This is a genomic window from Acidovorax facilis, assembly GCF_023913775.1.
GTDB classification, from domain to species: domain Bacteria; phylum Pseudomonadota; class Gammaproteobacteria; order Burkholderiales; family Burkholderiaceae_C; genus Acidovorax; species Acidovorax facilis.
The window spans coordinates 15,933-31,194 of record NZ_JAMXAX010000068.1 but is presented as its reverse complement, the minus strand read 5'-3'; the positions used below and the strand labels follow the sequence as shown (position 1 = coordinate 31,194).

The 15,262-nt window shown below is 64.5% G+C and carries 17 protein-coding genes; 7 read left to right on the top strand and 10 right to left on the bottom strand.

Annotation, left to right across the window (positions count from 1 at the left end; genetic code table 11):
• Positions 1-100: 100 nt before the first annotated feature.
• The 3 genes from NFX52_RS18025 to NFX52_RS18020 form a co-directional block, all read right to left on the bottom strand.
• Positions 101-589, bottom strand: a complete 489-nt coding sequence (locus tag NFX52_RS18025) for a DUF4158 domain-containing protein (protein ID WP_055394637.1) — start codon at positions 587-589, stop codon at positions 101-103.
• Between the two features lie 138 nt (positions 590-727).
• Entirely contained in the window at positions 728-862 is a 135-nt protein-coding gene (locus NFX52_RS30875) for a hypothetical protein (protein WP_255354183.1), read from the bottom strand.
• Positions 863-938: 76 nt separating this feature from the next.
• Positions 939-1,358: a RidA family protein gene (locus tag NFX52_RS18020; protein WP_055394635.1), complete on the bottom strand. Its 420-nt coding sequence runs from the start codon at positions 1,356-1,358 to the stop codon at positions 939-941.
• 144 nt (positions 1,359-1,502) lie between these two features.
• Here NFX52_RS18020 and NFX52_RS18015 point away from each other — a divergent pair, with 144 nt between their 5' ends.
• Entirely contained in the window at positions 1,503-2,450 is a 948-nt protein-coding gene (locus NFX52_RS18015) for a LysR family transcriptional regulator (protein WP_055394633.1), read from the top strand.
• Between the two features lie 137 nt (positions 2,451-2,587).
• Here the strand turns inward: NFX52_RS18015 and NFX52_RS18010 are convergent, their stop codons facing one another.
• On the bottom strand, positions 2,588-4,849 hold the full coding sequence (locus tag NFX52_RS18010; protein WP_055394631.1) for a hypothetical protein: 2,262 nt from the start codon (positions 4,847-4,849) through the stop codon (positions 2,588-2,590).
• 270 nt (positions 4,850-5,119) lie between these two features.
• Positions 5,120-5,881: a DeoR/GlpR family DNA-binding transcription regulator gene (locus NFX52_RS18005; protein ID WP_055394629.1), complete on the bottom strand. Its 762-nt coding sequence runs from the start codon at positions 5,879-5,881 to the stop codon at positions 5,120-5,122.
• 365 nt (positions 5,882-6,246) lie between these two features.
• Between NFX52_RS18005 and NFX52_RS18000 the strand changes: the two genes are divergently transcribed.
• Together NFX52_RS18000 and nudK are read left to right on the top strand one after the other, a co-directional pair.
• Positions 6,247-6,411, top strand: a complete 165-nt coding sequence (locus NFX52_RS18000; protein WP_162239742.1) for a hypothetical protein — start codon at positions 6,247-6,249, stop codon at positions 6,409-6,411.
• Positions 6,412-6,431: 20 nt separating this feature from the next.
• Positions 6,432-7,028, top strand: a complete 597-nt coding sequence (gene nudK / locus NFX52_RS17995) for a GDP-mannose pyrophosphatase NudK (RefSeq protein WP_055394641.1) — start codon at positions 6,432-6,434, stop codon at positions 7,026-7,028.
• Between the two features lie 76 nt (positions 7,029-7,104).
• Here nudK and NFX52_RS17990 read toward each other — a convergent pair whose 3' ends face one another.
• Positions 7,105-7,356, bottom strand: a complete 252-nt coding sequence (locus tag NFX52_RS17990; protein WP_252635763.1) for a GlsB/YeaQ/YmgE family stress response membrane protein — start codon at positions 7,354-7,356, stop codon at positions 7,105-7,107.
• 298 nt (positions 7,357-7,654) lie between these two features.
• Here NFX52_RS17990 and NFX52_RS17985 point away from each other — a divergent pair, with 298 nt between their 5' ends.
• The 3 genes from NFX52_RS17985 to NFX52_RS17975 all read left to right on the top strand — a co-directional run bounded on the left by NFX52_RS17985 (position 7,655) and on the right by NFX52_RS17975 (position 9,903).
• A complete protein-coding gene (locus NFX52_RS17985; RefSeq protein ID WP_055394622.1) occupies positions 7,655-8,608 on the top strand; it encodes a class I SAM-dependent methyltransferase in 954 nt (317 codons plus the stop codon).
• 172 nt (positions 8,609-8,780) lie between these two features.
• A complete protein-coding gene (xrtH, locus tag NFX52_RS17980; protein ID WP_055394620.1) occupies positions 8,781-9,302 on the top strand; it encodes an exosortase H in 522 nt (173 codons plus the stop codon).
• Positions 9,292-9,903 (top strand): exosortase H-associated membrane protein, encoded by a 612-nt coding sequence (locus NFX52_RS17975; protein ID WP_055394618.1) that lies wholly within the window; start codon positions 9,292-9,294, stop codon positions 9,901-9,903. Before xrtH ends, NFX52_RS17975 begins: the two co-directional genes overlap by 11 nt.
• A gap of 55 nt (positions 9,904-9,958) precedes the next feature.
• Here the strand turns inward: NFX52_RS17975 and NFX52_RS17970 are convergent, their stop codons facing one another.
• The gene (locus NFX52_RS17970) at positions 9,959-10,444 is read right to left on the bottom strand and encodes an EVE domain-containing protein (protein WP_252635761.1); all 486 of its coding nucleotides are present in this window, start codon (positions 10,442-10,444) and stop codon (positions 9,959-9,961) included.
• A 292-nt stretch (positions 10,445-10,736) separates the two neighbouring features.
• On the opposite strand from NFX52_RS17970, the gene NFX52_RS17965 reads away from it, so the two are divergent.
• Complete coding sequence (locus tag NFX52_RS17965) at positions 10,737-12,533, top strand: DUF3592 domain-containing protein (RefSeq protein WP_055394616.1); 1,797 nt, start codon at positions 10,737-10,739, stop codon at positions 12,531-12,533.
• Positions 12,534-12,545: 12 nt separating this feature from the next.
• On the opposite strand, the gene alkB is transcribed toward NFX52_RS17965, so the two are convergent.
• The 3 genes from alkB to ada form a co-directional block, all read right to left on the bottom strand.
• A complete protein-coding gene (alkB, locus tag NFX52_RS17960) occupies positions 12,546-13,199 on the bottom strand; it encodes a DNA oxidative demethylase AlkB (RefSeq protein WP_055394614.1) in 654 nt (217 codons plus the stop codon).
• Positions 13,200-13,283: 84 nt separating this feature from the next.
• Positions 13,284-14,039, bottom strand: a complete 756-nt coding sequence (locus NFX52_RS17955; RefSeq protein WP_055394612.1) for a 2OG-Fe(II) oxygenase — start codon at positions 14,037-14,039, stop codon at positions 13,284-13,286.
• Positions 14,036-15,169, bottom strand: a complete 1,134-nt coding sequence (ada, locus tag NFX52_RS17950) for a bifunctional DNA-binding transcriptional regulator/O6-methylguanine-DNA methyltransferase Ada (RefSeq protein WP_252635764.1) — start codon at positions 15,167-15,169, stop codon at positions 14,036-14,038. Before ada ends, NFX52_RS17955 begins: the two co-directional genes overlap by 4 nt.
• Positions 15,170-15,262 lie beyond the last annotated feature (93 nt).

The following is a 15,262-nucleotide window of genomic DNA, read 5'->3' as shown; positions in this document are numbered from 1 at the left end:
TGGGTACGCCGCGTCGCATATCTCGGTGTCTCTGAATCTTTGAGCATGGTGTCCACGATGGTTTACGTGCACACGATCTTGCGAGATGTCGCGGGACTGTTCAAGGTGGTACGGCTGGTCGCTTACGATCAAAAAGCCAGTGTTCTGACTGTTGGATAAGGTCATCGACCGATACCGCTGAGGCGGAAAGCTCCGCCAGGGCATCTGCCAGGAGCGGTTTTGTGGTGTCGTCGTCTACTACCGCGAAGCCGACACGTTCCCGAGCCCAGAGCTGGTGCTCGTATCGCGTGTCCTTGTCCTTGTACAGCGAGGTCACCGAAGCGATATCCGTCGCATGCATACCAAGCGCTGAGGTCAGGTACCGCAGCAAAACGGAGGGGAGGCCTGAAAAGGCATCGGGGTGCCGCCCGGTGGCGCGCAGCATGACCAGTTGGACTGCAGCGCCAAGGCGTGCAGTCCCTCTGAACCGGGGCGGGCGCAGCTCCTGGATGTCTTCAATGCTCAGCCCAAAGCACTCTTCGACTTCCCGCTTAGATAGCGATTTTGGCAGGGTATCGGCGCCAACGAAACGTAGGTAGTAGCTAGACAAGCTGGTCCTCCCGTGGCTGGCGTGGTCGCAAGCCTGCTGCAGTCTACGTATTCGCTACTGATAATTCCAGACAATAAAAAATTGCGGGTTAACCCGTAGCTCTTAACCGGGTTTTCTGCACGGAAAGCGAGATCACCCCTAGAAGCCCACGGCCGACGCGCTGACCAGCACGCGCGGTACCCTGTGCAGGCACCGCATCAGGTTGACTACGGCCACGGTGGTATCGACGCGGCTGGCCAGCAGTTGGCGCCTGCGCGCCTGGTTCCACGGCATGCCTAGCACGCGGGCGCCTGCCAAGTGACGACAGCGTCGATGGTCGTTTTGGAGGCAACCCGCGAGCCGCGCCATTTCAGCGCGCTGCCCCTTCCGGCAGCTTCGCAATCACTTTGATCTCGAACTGAAACCCATACAGCCACGTCACGCCAATGCCCGTGAGCGTGGGGTGCGGCGCACTGCCCCAGTATTCGCCCACCACTTCCCAGGCTGCCTCGAAGTGCTTTTCTGGGTCCACCATGAACACCGTCACATCGATAACGTCGCCAAACGTGCAGCCAGCGGCCTGCAGGATCGCGTTGAGGTTGTCGAACGCCAGCCGCACCTGGGCCTGGTAGTCGGGCTCCGGCGAGCCATCGGGACGGCTGCCCACCTGGCCCGAGACGAAGAGGAAACCGTTGGAGCGGATGGCGGGCGAGTAGCGGTTCTTTTCGTAGAGCGCCTGGCGCCCGGGTGGAAAGACCACGTCGCGAGGGGATGTGTGCGTCGATGCCATGGGAGTGTTTTCCTTTCGGTAGGCCGCAGGGGCCTTGGGTTGTTGTTGAAAGGAATTTATCGGCGTGCCCCCGGCAGATAAACGGGCAAGCCTGTCCATCACTGTTTGTAAACTCCAAACAATCTTTGACGAGGCAGGAGCGCCATGGACCGGTTCGATGCAATGCAGGCGTTTGTGCGGGTGGTCGAATCGGGCAGCTTCACCAAGGCGGCCGACACCATGCACGTGAGCAAGACCACGGTGACGCAGCTGGTGCAGCAACTGGAAGCGCGGCTGCGCGTCAAGCTGCTGCACCGCACGACACGGCGGGTGCAGGTCACGGCCGATGGGGCCGTGTACTACGAGCGCGCCGTGCGCCTCTTGGCCGACATGGACGATGCCGAGACCAGCCTGTCGAGCGCGTCCGCCGCGCCCCGGGGCCGCTTGCGGGTGGATGTGCCCAGTCCGCTGGCCCGGCTGATCCTGGTGCCGGCCCTGCCGGAGTTTCATGCCCAGTACCCCGACATCCAGCTCGACATGGGCGTCAGCGACCGCATGGTGGATCTGATCGGCGACAACGTCGATTGCGTGGTGCGCGGGGGCGAGATTCAGGATCAGTCGTTGATTGCGCGGCGTGTGGGCGACCTGCAGCTGGGCGTGTACGCGGCGCCCAGCTACCTGAGTCGTGCAGGCAGCCCTGTACACCCGCACGAGCTGGAGAATTCGCACCACCGCGTGGTGGGCTTTTTGTGGTCGCGCACGGGCAAGACGTTTCCGTACGCGATGCGGCGTGGCGCCGAGGAAATTCAGGTGCAGGGCCGCTATGTATTGGCTGTGGACGACGGCAACGCCTACCTCGCGGCCGGGCTGGCCGGCATGGGCGTTCTTTGGCTGCCGCACTACATGGCCCGCCCGCACCTGGGCAGCGGCGAACTGGTGCCCCTGCTGGAAGACTGGGCGCTCGACCCCATGCCGATGTACGTGGCCTACCCACCCAATCGCCACGTGAGCGCCAAGGCGCGGGTGTTTATCGACTGGGTGGCAACGCTGATGGCAAAGCATGCGCCGCCGGTGCGCCCGCCGGGCAAGCGGCCCAGCGGGGCGGCGGACTGAGCACCACAGCCCATGCAGGTCAAGCTGCTGCGCATTTTGCAAGAGGACACTTTTGACGCTGCCTTGCCTTGGCACCACGGCGGCCATGGAGAAGGCGCTCAGTTTTCATGGTCGCTGGGTGCCGCGCTGCGTCAGGGCTAAGGTTGCCCGAAGCTCAACATCACTTGATGCGCCTCTGGCTCCACGCTCAACATCCAGTAGCGTCCATCAATCAGGGCCAGGGCAGGGGTGATGTTGCTTAAAAGCTGCTCGCCGTCAGCTGCATCCACATCACCAGGAAGGTACTGGCGTTGTGTTGTGTCGCCAAGGGTCTGCTGGGTGATGCTGCGAAGTGCGTTGTCATCGTGCGGCACGACCAGCAACACCTGGCTGTCAGTGGGCTGTGCGGCAGCCGCTACGGCTGCTGACGTCCACGCGACGCTTTTGTCGATCAGGCGGATGGGCTCGTTGCCGTAGAAGTAGAAGTTTCTAGCGGGGTCGTTGTCGCTGACCCAGATGGAGTACACACTGCGTCCGCCGTGGGCGCGGAAGTACACGAAAGCACCCTCGCGCGTGCAGGCAGCGCAAGGCTGTTCATCTGTCATTGCTGCGTAGCCCTGGCCCGTCTGAACCGGTGTGTTTCCCAACCACTTGGTTTCCTTTTCAAAGCGCCATGCGTAGTAGAGGTCACTGGACCGATATCCCTTGAAGAACAGCACGAGGTGGCGTGCGTTGGGCAGTGAAACCGCACAAGGGGCGCGATCGGTTTTGGCGGCACTGCCGTTGACTTGCACGGTGCCATGTTTCATCCAACGGTCGCCGTTCCATTGCAGCCACTGTAGACAGCCCTCGAAGTCGGCATAGAAGCAATGCAGCACGTCGCCATGAACAACCAGTGTCGCAGGGGTGGATGTCTGCACCGGGTCGCCGGACACCTTCAGCAGTTGAAAGTCGGTCCACTGCGTGCGGTGGCGCCCGATCAAAAACTGGTTTCCTTGTTTGACGCACACCCACCGTTCACCCTTGAACTCGGCGATGGCAGGTGAAGACTGCGTGGTCAGCGGTTTGCCCTGACGCTCCAGCAGACGGGCTTGCACTATCCAGTTTGTGGCGCTGCCAGAACCGGTGTTTGGGCCTGTGGCCTGGCCTTTGCCGGGTGGTACGCCAATTTTTGGGGGGCGCAGCGCACCATTGAGTTCTGCCGCCAGTACCCACCAAGGCGCGACGCCTAGTATTCCCGCGCGCATCCATTCGCGCGAATTGGAGTTTGCGGTTGGGACACGGACCCGAGCCAAGGCTTCACCCGGTTTTGCGACAAACAGTGGTGAAAAATTGTCGGTAGCCTGGGGGTCGAGCGGGAGCTTGGGAAGAAGTCGCAGGTAAGTGGGAGCGGCCACGGCCTTGCCGTCGGTGAACGCGCGATATACATCGGCGATAGCCGCGCGAAGGGCCGCGCGCATCACATTGCGGTTGGCCGCATTCACGGTGTCAAAGTAGCGCCCATCGCCGTAGGTGATCCAGTGGTCGCCAGCCGCATTGCTTACCCACAAACCGTTGAAACCGTCCTCGTCATGCATCGCCTTGGCGCATGCATCCGGCGCAAAGTCGATCGAGTGGGTCTGAGAGCTCTGGAAGTCGTGCAGGTGACGCCGCGGCGTGCGCAGATGTCCGCTGGCGAAACCGTCGGTCAAATAGTGGCTGGCGAATGCCAGGTACGCATACGCCTTCAACAGTCCGTTGCTGCGATGCAGCCCCTGCTGGGTACTGGCTGAAGCGGCGGTCTCCATTGCTACTTGAAGACCTGCGCGGCAGACATCTTGGGCGTGGGCACCGAAATGGTCCCAGTTGAAGCTGGCAATCCACATGTAGCGGCCCCACAAACTGGTGTCATAGGGATAGACTTTTTTGTCCGACCCTCCGGTGGCGACGTTGTATTGCAGGTCCCAGTGGTCGCTGTTGCGTGCGTAAGCTTCGTGGGGGTCTTCGCCCTTCGCGATCGCGTTGGCGATGGCCTGAAACTCTTCCTCCATGATTCCCAAAATCTTTTTGACCTCCTGCGGGTTTGCCTTGTCGAGCGTGGCGAAGGTTTCGCGAAACGCAGCGGGCTTGTCCGCCTGATCGGAGATGGGCTTGTGCGGAAGGGCATAAAAATCGCCAGCCAGCGCGACGATCTGGCCGAAACTCAGTCGGCAGCCGTTTTCCAGTGTGAATTCGAGATGAGCGGCATCGTGTGAGCTGCCATCCGCCAGCGTGAGCCTGAGCCCATCCACGACCGACCAGTGCTCGGCGCTACCGAAAAAAGCCACCCCTGGCCTACGTCCACCCGCAAGCGCTGTGCGTGTGCGAAAGCGCATCGGGACCTTGCGAGGCTGCTGCTGCGTCTGATCCGGACCGAGCGGTTGATTGACTTTGATGTCCATGAGGTTCTCCTGGTAGTCGGCTTGGTGGGCGCTGCTCCGCGCTTGTCAGCCGGTGTTGGGAAGAACCGAAGGCTAGCGACAGAGGGTCGCGTCGAACAGTCCAAAGCTTGCATGGATCGTGTGCGTGGCATGAACACACGAGGTTTTCAGGCATTCTGCTGATCACCAACCTGAAGCTGCGCATCCGACCGTTGGCCACGAATTTGGGGAATCCTTCGAGTTCGGCATGGCCATGCTGTTGGCTGCTGCTGTCGGGGAAGCAGACGGCCATCACGGCCGGACGCTGACGACCTTGGCCCCCGCCACTCGCAGGCTGGCGACAAGCTTGGCGGGCGTGGCGGCTGGCACTACCAGTGTGGCCAGCTCCTTGAGCGCCGCAATGCCGAAAGGGGAGGCGGCTCCGAGTTTGTCGATGGAGGCCAGCACCACGGTTTCTGCAGCGCGCGCGTGCAACGTGCGCTTGACGGCGGCCTCTTCAAAATCCCCGGTAGTCAACCCGGCGTCGGCATGCACACCCGTCACGCCCATCAGGTACAGGTCTGCGCGCAGCCTCATGGCGGCTTCGGTCACGCTGGCGCCCACGTTCACCATCGAATGGCGGAACAGGCGGCCGCCCAGCATCAGCACCTCTACCTGCAGGTGGTCCGCCAGCGCCACAGCCACGCTGGGGCTGTGGGTGACCACGGTGGCGCGCAGGTCCAGCGGAAGGTGTTGCACCACCTGCAGCGAGGTGGTGCCGCCGTCGAGGATCACCACCTGGCCGGACTGCACCAGAGCCGCGCCGGCACGACCCAGTGCGCGCTTGTCTTCAGTGGCAAGGTGCTCGCGCACCTGCAGGTTGCCCACGGCCTTTGATGCGGGCAGGGCGCCGCCATGCACGCGCTGCAGCTGGCCCTCGGCCGCCAGCTCGCGCAGGTCGCGACGCACGGTGTCTTCCGAGATCCCGAGTTCCTCGCTGAGTGCCTTGGCCACGATCTGGCCGTCTTGCCGCAGGCGCTCCAGGATGAGTTGTTTGCGTTGGGTGGTGAGCATGGGCGTGAGAACAAGGCAAGCGTGGATCTAAGAACCTGTTCAAGATCTTTTCGGGGTCGCACAAGTACCTTGCCGGGATGGGATGCAAGGCGCGGTGGGCCGCCAATAGCTCGGCTATTGGCAAGCGCCGCAACGCCGCAGACCGCCCGGCAAGGCACTTGCCCGCAGGGTTGGAGTGAAATCGGGCGATTGGACGCCCCGGCTGCTTGCATGGGCATGAGCCCATGCGGCGCATCCGAAGCATCCACTCATCCCGATTGCACTCCAATGCGATCCCCGAAAAGATTTTGAACAGGTTCTAAAACACGGTTGCGTGTATTTGCATGTTTGTGCATGATATTGCACGATTCAAAATTTGCAAGACCATGTCCACCCCTATCGACCCCAACCCTCCGCTCCTGGTGCCTACTGCCGGCCCCTACCTCTCGGGCACCGACGGCGACCCCGTGGTGCACCCCGTGAATGAATGGCCGCTGCGGCAGCACGCCTGCGCTGCCAAAGCCATTCCCGCAACGGAGCCAAGCCTGTGAGCCGCCCCGTGCCCGCACCGGTGCCAGCCAGTACCGAGCAGGTCAAGCTGCAGTCGGTGGAGGTGCTGTCTGACCATTGGTACACGCTGCGCAAGGTGACCTTTGACCTGCGCCGCCGCGACGGCCAGTGGCAGACGCTGAGCCGCGAGGCCTATGACCGAGGCAACGGCGCGGCCTTGCTGCTCTATGACTCGCGACGTCGTACGGTGGTGCTCACACGCCAGTTCCGGCTGCCGGCGTTCCTCAACGGCAGTGCCGACGGCATGTTGATCGAAACCTGCGCCGGCCTGCTCGACGGGGATGACCCCGAAACCTGCATCCGCCGCGAAGCCGAGGAAGAAACCGGCTACCGCGTGCGCCAGCCACGCAAGGTGTTCGAGGCCTACATGAGCCCCGGCTCGGTCACCGAAAAGCTTCACTTCTTTATCGCCGAATACGAACCGCAGGACCGCATCCGCACCGGAGGTGGCCTCGCCCACGAGGGCGAGGACATCGAAGTGATCGAGATGCCACTGGCCGAAGCCCTAGCGGGCATTGGCAGCGGCGTGATCGAAGACGGCAAGACGGTGATGCTGCTGCAGCATGTGGCGTTGATGCTGCAGGAGGCGGCGGGATGAGGACATGCGGGCGGCGCAGGCGTTAAAGCCTGCGATGCCTATCGCGGTGTGCCGCTGGGCAATGCACCGCCGCGCATCAGGCCTTCTTCTTGACCAGCCCGTAGATCACCAGCAGCACGATGGCGCCGATGATCGATGTGATCCAGCCGACGGACGCGTTGGGCCCGTACCAGCCCATGGCCACGCCCACATAGCGCGCCAACAGCGACCCGGCAATGCCGAGAACGGTGGTCATGATCAAGCCCAATTTGTCATTGCCCGGCTTCAAGGCGCGCGCGAGCAATCCGACGATGAAGCCGACAACGATGGTTCCGAGAATGGAAAACATGGAATTCCTTTGTGATGATGGTCAAGCCGCACCGATGGCCCGGCAGCGACTGTAATTGCATTTCTGACCTCGGTTTTCCACGCAGGATCCAGGTCGTTGCAGGGCAACGGCGCACCTTGAGAGTGGCCTGCATGCTCCTGGCGAGGCGATGGTGGCGCGGATCGGCACGGCGCCTTGGTCCTTGCAGGAACGATCATAGAAGGTGCTATTATTTCAGTAGCTAACAGCGCTTATCCCTCAAGCGCCAGCGGCCATTTTTTCTCATAGTCTCGTTTTTCCAACCCGCCCCCGTCCCTCCATGCAAGCTTTGCTCGACGCCATCGCCGCCATGCCCCTGCCCGTTGAGGCCCAACGCGTCTTTCACGGGCGGGGCGGACTGCATCCGGGTTCTGAGCAGTGGTCGCTGGACGCCTATCCGCCGGTGTTCGTACTGACCAGTTTCGCACCCGCCACGGACGAAGACCTGGCCGCCATCGGCGCCGCATTGGAGGCGCGGTGTGCGCAGATCGCACCGGCTGGCGAGCCGCTCAGCTGGGTCTTTCAGCACCGGGGCGAGGCCCTGCGCATGGAGGGGCGTAGCGAAACACGGCTGATGGCCGGCGCCGTGCCCGACCCGCACATCGTGACGGAGGCTGGCGCGCGCTATCGCGTGCATGTGCTGCGGGGGCAAAACCACGGCCTGTTCCTGGACATGGCCGAGGGCCGCCGCTGGGTGCGCTCTTTTGCGGCCGCCCGCAGCACCGACCGCTATGGCCTGAAGGTGCTCAACCTGTTCGCCTATACCTGCGCCTTCTCGGTGGTGGCGCTGCAGGCGGGCGCCAGGCACGTGGTCAACGTGGACATGAGCCATGGCGCCATCGGCGTCGGGCAGCAAAACCACCAGCTCAACGGCATCACCACGGGCGCGGCGTTTTTGCCGCATGACATTTTCAGCAGCTGGGGCAAGATCACCCGCAGCGGGCCGTATGGCCTGGTCATCGTGGACCCGCCCAGCTACCAAAAGGGCAGCTTCGTGGCCACCAAGGACTACGCACGGCTGATGCGCCGTCTGCCCGATCTGCTGGCACCCGGCGGCCATGCGCTGCTGTGTCTGAACGCGCCCGAGCTGGGCGTGGGCTTCCTGCAAGAGCAGATGCAAGAGCTGGCGCCTGAACTGCACTTTGTCGAACGGGTGGCCAACCCGGCTGTGTTTGCGGATGTGGACCCCGAGCGCGCCCTCAAGGTGCTGGTGTACGCCGCCCCGAACCTTTGAACAGGTTCTCGGGGCCGCTTGCGAGTGCCATTTGGGCTTTGTGGGTTATGGGTAGCTTCTGATATTCTTTGCGGCGCCTGTGTGAACCACAGGCCCACGTTCTCACGGCCTCGCCGCCTGGCGCATTCCTGGCGTGTTGGTGCGCGCTTCACCAGGTTCTTCTCATCGACGTATGGTCCGATTTTTCTTGATTTTCATCGCCGTCTTGGCGGTCCTCTTTCGCATCGACATGCTCGATGAGGTGCAACGGGTCGCCATCGAGCCCTGGACCAGCCTGCTCGCCACCGCCAGCGCAGCGCTGATGACCCCGCTGGACTCGGATGTGGCGCACCATGGCCGCATCCTGATGAGCAAGGCCACGGGTTTTGCGGTGTCCATCGAGGCGGGCTGCAACGGCGTGGAGGCTGCCATCATCCTTATCGCCGGCATGATCGCGTTTCCTTCCAGCTGGAAACACAAGCTCGCCGGCATCGCCATCGGCATTGCGGCGGTGCAGGTCGTCAACCTGCTGCGCATCATCAGCCTGTACTACCTGGGCAAGTGGAACATGACCGTGTTCGAGTTTGCCCACCTGTACCTCTGGCAGGCGCTCATCATGCTGGATGTGCTGGTGGTGTGGATGCTCTGGATTCGCTGGATCGCCCGCCAGCAACCTCCCTCACCCCCTCACCCCCCCCTCGCCAATGCAGCTTAGTTCGGTCGGACGTTTCCTGCTGGTTGCCATCGCCAGCCTGCTGTGCCTGATGCCGCTGTGGTACTACCTGTCGCCACAACTGTCCAAGCCCGTGTTCTTCATGGCGGGCGAGGCGGCTTCCACTCTGTTCCATTGGGCACTGAGCTACACCCAGAAAGAGACCACGGCGTTGTTGAACACCACGCTCAAGGTGGTCTCCGTGCAAAACGGCCAGTTCAAGTCGGGCAAGCTTGCGCCTTTGGTGGACTACCGCTTGCTGGGCTACGGCATCGTGATCTTCTGGGCGCTGGTGCTGGCATCGTTTCCCCGTCACTGGGGACGCAAGCTGCTCATAGGCTCCTTGGCCATGCTGCCGATCCAGGCACTCAACGTGGCCCTGCAGTGGTGCAACGATGTCTTCAACCGGGCGGGGCCTGAGGTGTTTGTGCAGACGGGACTGCCCGGGTGGGTGGCCGACGTGGTGGCATTTCTGTACCACTTCAACCTGTTCATCTTTACCGCACTGGCCCCGGTGATGCTGTGGCTGTTGCTGGACCGGGAGTTCCTGGCCAAGCTCCACGCCCAGGCGCGTGCTGCCGTGGCCGTTCAACGGCCGCAGTAAAGCGGGGTGGCCCCAGGGCGGGCAGGGCGGGGGCAATGCAGGGCAAGCCTGTGGCTCAGCCCAGCATCTCCATGATCGCTGCCCACTCGACGGGCTCCACGGGGGTGATCGACAGGCGGTTTCCGCGCTGCAGCACCCGCATCTGCGCCAGATCCGGGTGCTCCCGCAGCTCCGCCAAACCCACCACCCGCGTCTTGCGCTGCGCCTGCACATCCAGCAGCAGCCAGCGGGGTTTGTCGGCAGGGGATTTGGGGTCGTAGTACGGCGAGGCGGGGTCAAACTGCGTCGGGTCGGTTCGTGTGCCGCTCGCTACGCGCGCAAGGCCAGCAATGCCTGGTTCGGGGCAGCTGGAGTGGTAGAACAAAACGCCATCGCCCACCTGCATGTCGTCGCGCATGAAGTTGCGGGCCTGGTAGTTGCGCACGCCCGTCCAGGGCACGGTGGCATTGGGCGCGGCCAGGGCGTCGTCGATGGAGCATTCCTCGGGCTCGGATTTCATGAGCCAGTAGCGCGCGGGGCGGGGTGTGGCAGAGGCAGTCATGGCCGCCATTCTGGCAAAGGTGTGGTGGTGCGCATACAGGACAGGACGCGCACGTTTTACCAAGGTGCTTCTGTTTTTATAGCTAATTGCGCTTGATGGATAAGCGCTGGGTGCCATTTTGGTTTGCATTTCTGCGTCTGAACTGCAGCAGAACGGGCCCTGCAAAACCACAAGGGCCCGTAGGAGTTGCAAAACGTACTGGCCCGCCGCCGCAGCAAGCCGCAGAATCAGCGCCGCCCGGGTTCCGGAAGAACAAAAGCCCCCGGCAAGGGGGCACGCAGAGGGAGGGTGTATGGCCAACCAGGCACGGCGGCGCACCAAAGGCGCCAACCATCAGGCAGCGGCAAGCAACAAAAGCAGCTCCTGGTTTCTCATGTTGTTTGCGCTGCCGTTTTCCGCCGTGGGCATTGGCATGCTGCTGCTGGGTGTGCTGCCCACTCTGTACGACTGGTCGCGCATGCAGTTCTGGCATGAGGTGCCCGCACGGGTGGTTTCGGCCCAGCTGAACACGCACCGGGGCAGCAAATCAGGCAGCACCTACAGCGTGTCGGCCCACTACCGGTATGAAGTGGCGGGCGTGGCGTATGACGGCCACCGGCCTGCCATCAACACCTCGGCTGACAACATTGGCAGCTTCCACGCGAACCTGGCCTCTCGCCTGGAAAGCGCCCAGCGCAGCGGAACTCCGGTGCCGGTGTGGGTGAACCCCTCGCGCCCGCAGGATTCGGTGGCTGACCGCAGCCTACGCCTGGGTTTGCTGGGTTTTCAGATGATTTTTGTAGTGCTGTTTGGTGGCGCCGGGGTGGGCATGTTGATCTGGGGGTGGAGCCTTCGGCGCAGCGATGCACACAAGGCGGAGCGCTTGCAGACCCTGGGCGGTGAGCCATGGCTTGCCAACAGGGCATGGGCCGACAACCGCATCCGCTCCAGCAAGCGCTGGGAGGTGTGGTTCGCCTGGGGCTTTGCCGTGGTGTGGGGTGCCATTGCCTACCCCGCGGCGTTGTCTGCCATTCCCCGCGCCTGGCGCAACGAGAACCACATCGTGCTGTGCGTGCTGGTGCTGATGGTTGCCGTGGGGCTGGGCCTGCTGGTGTGGGCCGTGCGCGCCACGCTGGATGCGCGGCGCCATGGCGAGGTGCGGCTGGTGATGGACCCGTTCCCTGGCGCCATCGGCGGGCATGTGGGCGCCACCGTGGACCTGCCCGGTGTGCCGTACCGGCCTGATCTGCGGTTTGCCGTGACGCTGCGCTGTGCCTACCACTACCAGACGCGCACGGGAGGCGGCGACAACAGCAGCGAATCGCGTGAGCAGATCGTGTGGGAGGGCGAGGGTGCCGCACAGGTGCAACCCCAGGGACGGGGCAGCCGCATGGCGTTCCGCCTGAGCGTGCCCAAGGGCCTGCCCGAGTCTGAACAAGCCGTGGGCACCAACGAGCACCACTGGACGGTGCTGCTGGAAAGCACCGATCCGGCGCTGAAGTTCTCGCGCCGGTTTGAGGTGCCCGTGTATGCCACGGGTGCCGAATCCACCTGGCTCGCACACGACGCCGCCAAGCACCTGCAGATGCAAGCCCTGCGCGAGGCCGAGCTGGACGCGGTGAGCGACATCGAGCCCGTGGAAGGTGGCGTGCGGCTGTACCAGCCCTACGGCCGCCTGTGGCGGCAGAACCTGCTGTGGCTGGTGATGGGCGGCGCTTTCTTTGGCATGGGGATGTGGGCGGGATACAGCGGTGCACCCGCGTTGTTTCCGGTGGTGTTTGGTGGCGTGGGCGGTGCCATGCTGTTGTGGGGCTTTTACGCAGTGTCCAACAGCCTGACCGTGCAGCTGGACCGGGAAGGCCTGCGCACCGAACGCCGCTTGCTGGGCCTGATGCTGGCCTGGCAGCGCGTGCCCGCAAAAGACATTGCCCGCTTGCGCATCAAGGAAAGCTATACCCAGCAAAGCGGCCACCAGCACACCACCTTCTTCCGCGTGCAGGTGCACCTGCGCAACGGCAAGAGCGTGACCATTGCCGACAGCCTGCGCGGCCGCCCCGTGGCAGAGCAGATGCTGGCCAGGGTGGCCAAGGCAACCGGCTATCCCCGGTGAAGGGGCGCGGCGTCAGCTTGCCTTGCGAAACGTGAGGTTGATGCGGTGGGCACCGGTCAACGGATGCTGCGCCTCCGGCAGCGGCAGCACGCCATGAAACCGCAGCCGCGCCGGGCCGCCCCACACCACCACGTCGCCATGCATCAGCGCGATGCGCCGCGCCTTGTCGGAGCGCTGTGCGCCGCCCCACAGAAACACCGCCGGAATGCCCAGCGACACGGACACGATGGGGTGCGCGTAGTTGCCCTCGTCCCGGTCCTGGTGCAGCGACAGCCGGGTGCCAGGGGCATATCGGTTGATGAGGCAGGCGTCGGGCGCAAAGCCGGGGAAGCCCGCTGCTTGCGCCGCGTCAAATGCCAGCTGGCGCAATAGCGGCGGCATGGCGGGCCAGGGCTGGCCGCTGTCGGGGTCGAGGGGGTCGTAGCGGTAGCCGCTGCGGTCGCTCACCCAGCCGAGTCTTCCGCAGTTGGTCATGGCCACGGACATGCGCAGGCCCCCGGGGGTGATGAGGTGCCGGAAGGGGGCTTGTGTCGTCACCTGCTGCACCGCTTGCAGCAGGTCTGCCGCCTTCTCCAGCGCAAAGCCGCGCAGCACCATGGCGCCGGGCTCCAGCACCTCGGGCGGCTGGGCAGGCTGGGGTGGGTCGTCGAAAAGGCTCAGGCTCATAACGGTGGCAATCCATGGCGGCAGTGTGGACCACAGCTGCCGTCGTCCCCGGAGGAGAAGGCGCGAAGCGGCACAGGGGGAACATCATCCAGCATCGTGAAAGATCACACCCAGCGTATGCCGCTGCCCGCTGCGCAAGCGGCTAACGCCATGTCGCATCTGCACGCGGTACGGCCCGCGCGTGCCCTGCACGGGGCGGTGGTGCACGGCAAACACCACGGCGTCGCCGCGCTGCAGCGGCACCACCTCGGCCCGCGACTGCATGCGCGGGCGCTGCTCGGTCAGCACGAATTCGCCGCCCGTGAAGTCGCGCCCGGGCTCTGACAGCAGCACCGCGACCTGCAGCGGAAACACATGCTCGCCATACAGGTCCTGGTGCAGGCAGTTGTAGTCGCCAGCGCCGTATTGCAGCAGCAGCGGGGTGGGGCGCACCTGGCCTGCGGCGTGGCAGCGGGCAATGAAGTCGGCATGCCGCGTGGGGTAGCGCACATCGATGCCCATGGCGGTGTTCCACTGGTTGGCGATGGGCGCCAGGTGCGGGTACAGTGCCTCGCGCAGCCCGGCCACCACACCGGGCAGCGGGTAGCTGAAGTACCGGTATTCGCCCTGGCCAAAGCCGTGGCGCTGCATCACCACGCGGCTGCGGAAGGTGCTTTCATCCGCGTTGCCGTACAGGCGGGCCAGCGCGGCGCATTCGGTGGCTCTGAGCAGTTGCGGCAGTACCGCATTGCCTTGCTGGTGCAGGGCCTCCGTGGTTGTTGGCCAGTCGATGGCAACTGCACGCTGCGCCCAGTCGCCGTTCTTCAGACCGGGTTGGTGAGACAGCGGGACAGCGCTCATGCCGCCTTCTCCGCCAGCGGTTGTGTGGGCTCTGGCGCGGTTTCACGCGTCAGCAGCGCACGTTTGCGTTCCACGCCCCAACGGTAGCCCGACAACGCGCCATCACTTTTCACCACCCGGTGGCAGGGTATGGCTACCGCCAGCGCATTGGCCGCGCAGGCCTGCGCCACGGCGCGCACGGCGGTGGGGGCGCCTATGCGCTGGGCCACCTCGGCGTAGCTTGCAGTCTGCCCGGCGGGGATGGCCTGCAGGGCCTGCCACACGCGTTGCTGAAACGCCGTGCCACGCACGTCCAGCGGCAGGTTCAGCCCCAGGCCCGGGGCCTCCACAAACGCCACCACCTGTGCCACCAGCGCTTCAAACGCGGTATCCCCGCCGATCAGGTGGGCCTGCGCAAAACGGTCCTGCAGGTCGCGCACCAGGGTGTCGGCGTCGTCGCCCAGCAAGATGGCGCAGATGCCCCGGTCGCTCTGGGCGACCAGAATGGCGCCCAGCGAACACTGGCCAATCGCAAAGCGAATGTCTTGCGCCGCACCCCCCGCGCGGTAGCGGCTGGGCGTCATGCCCAGCACCTGGGCCGATTGTTCGTAAAAGCGGCTGCTGGACTGGTAACCCGCGCTGTAGATCGCATCCGTCACCGAGGCCGTGGGTGCGTTGTCGAGCGCACTGCGCAGGCGCTGCGCACGCTGGGCGGCGGCATACGCCTTGGGCGTGAGGCCCGTGGACTGCTTGAAGATGCGGTGCAGGTGCGACGGGCTCAGGCCCATCTGGGCGGCCAGCGCATCCAGCGTGGGCGCCTCACCGGCGGCAGCGCCTTCGATGATGCGGCAGGCCTCGGTGACCAGCGCGGCGTGGTGCGACAACGCCGTGGGCTGCCGGGGCTTGCAGCGCTGGCAGGGGCGAAAGCCTGCGGCTTCTGCATCCGCGCAGCTTTCGTGAAACCGCACATTCTCCGGCCGGGGTGCACGCGCCGCGCAGCTGGGGCGGCAGTACACACCCGTGGTCTGCACCGAATACCAAAAGCTGCCGTCCGCCGCCGCGCTGCGCGCCGCCACCGCCGCCCAGCGCGGGTCGGCCTGGGTGGCGGCGGCTTGGGCGGCCTTGGTGGAGGGGGTGGCGCGGTGGGGCATGGCGACGGCGTAGGTAAATGGTCGGTCCGGGAGGCTGGCGCTTCGCTGGGTGGCGTTCGGGTTCATGGTGGATGGCTCACAAGGGGGTTGCGA

What these genes read in the sequence shown, in the direction of transcription:
- NFX52_RS18020 (WP_055394635.1), bottom strand. Translation starts at nt 1,358, where the DNA reads ATGGCATCGACGCACACATCCCCTCGCGACGTGGTCTTTCCACCCGGG.
- NFX52_RS18015 (WP_055394633.1), top strand. Translation starts at nt 1,503, where the DNA reads ATGGACCGGTTCGATGCAATGCAGGCGTTTGTGCGGGTGGTCGAATCG.
- NFX52_RS18005 (WP_055394629.1), bottom strand. Translation starts at nt 5,881, where the DNA reads ATGCTCACCACCCAACGCAAACAACTCATCCTGGAGCGCCTGCGGCAA.
- NFX52_RS17975 (WP_055394618.1), top strand. Translation starts at nt 9,292, where the DNA reads ATGCAGCTTAGTTCGGTCGGACGTTTCCTGCTGGTTGCCATCGCCAGC.
- xrtH (WP_055394620.1), top strand. Translation starts at nt 8,781, where the DNA reads ATGGTCCGATTTTTCTTGATTTTCATCGCCGTCTTGGCGGTCCTCTTT.
- NFX52_RS18000 (WP_162239742.1), top strand. Translation starts at nt 6,247, where the DNA reads ATGTCCACCCCTATCGACCCCAACCCTCCGCTCCTGGTGCCTACTGCC.
- NFX52_RS17970 (WP_252635761.1), bottom strand. Translation starts at nt 10,444, where the DNA reads ATGACTGCCTCTGCCACACCCCGCCCCGCGCGCTACTGGCTCATGAAA.
- ada (WP_252635764.1), bottom strand. Translation starts at nt 15,169, where the DNA reads ATGCCCCACCGCGCCACCCCCTCCACCAAGGCCGCCCAAGCCGCCGCC.
- NFX52_RS17965 (WP_055394616.1), top strand. Translation starts at nt 10,737, where the DNA reads ATGGCCAACCAGGCACGGCGGCGCACCAAAGGCGCCAACCATCAGGCA.
- NFX52_RS17955 (WP_055394612.1), bottom strand. Translation starts at nt 14,039, where the DNA reads ATGAGCGCTGTCCCGCTGTCTCACCAACCCGGTCTGAAGAACGGCGAC.
- NFX52_RS18010 (WP_055394631.1), bottom strand. Translation starts at nt 4,849, where the DNA reads ATGGACATCAAAGTCAATCAACCGCTCGGTCCGGATCAGACGCAGCAG.
- NFX52_RS17990 (WP_252635763.1), bottom strand. Translation starts at nt 7,356, where the DNA reads ATGTTTTCCATTCTCGGAACCATCGTTGTCGGCTTCATCGTCGGATTG.
- alkB (WP_055394614.1), bottom strand. Translation starts at nt 13,199, where the DNA reads ATGAGCCTGAGCCTTTTCGACGACCCACCCCAGCCTGCCCAGCCGCCC.
- NFX52_RS17985 (WP_055394622.1), top strand. Translation starts at nt 7,655, where the DNA reads ATGCAAGCTTTGCTCGACGCCATCGCCGCCATGCCCCTGCCCGTTGAG.
- NFX52_RS30875 (WP_255354183.1), bottom strand. Translation starts at nt 862, where the DNA reads ATGCCGTGGAACCAGGCGCGCAGGCGCCAACTGCTGGCCAGCCGCGTC.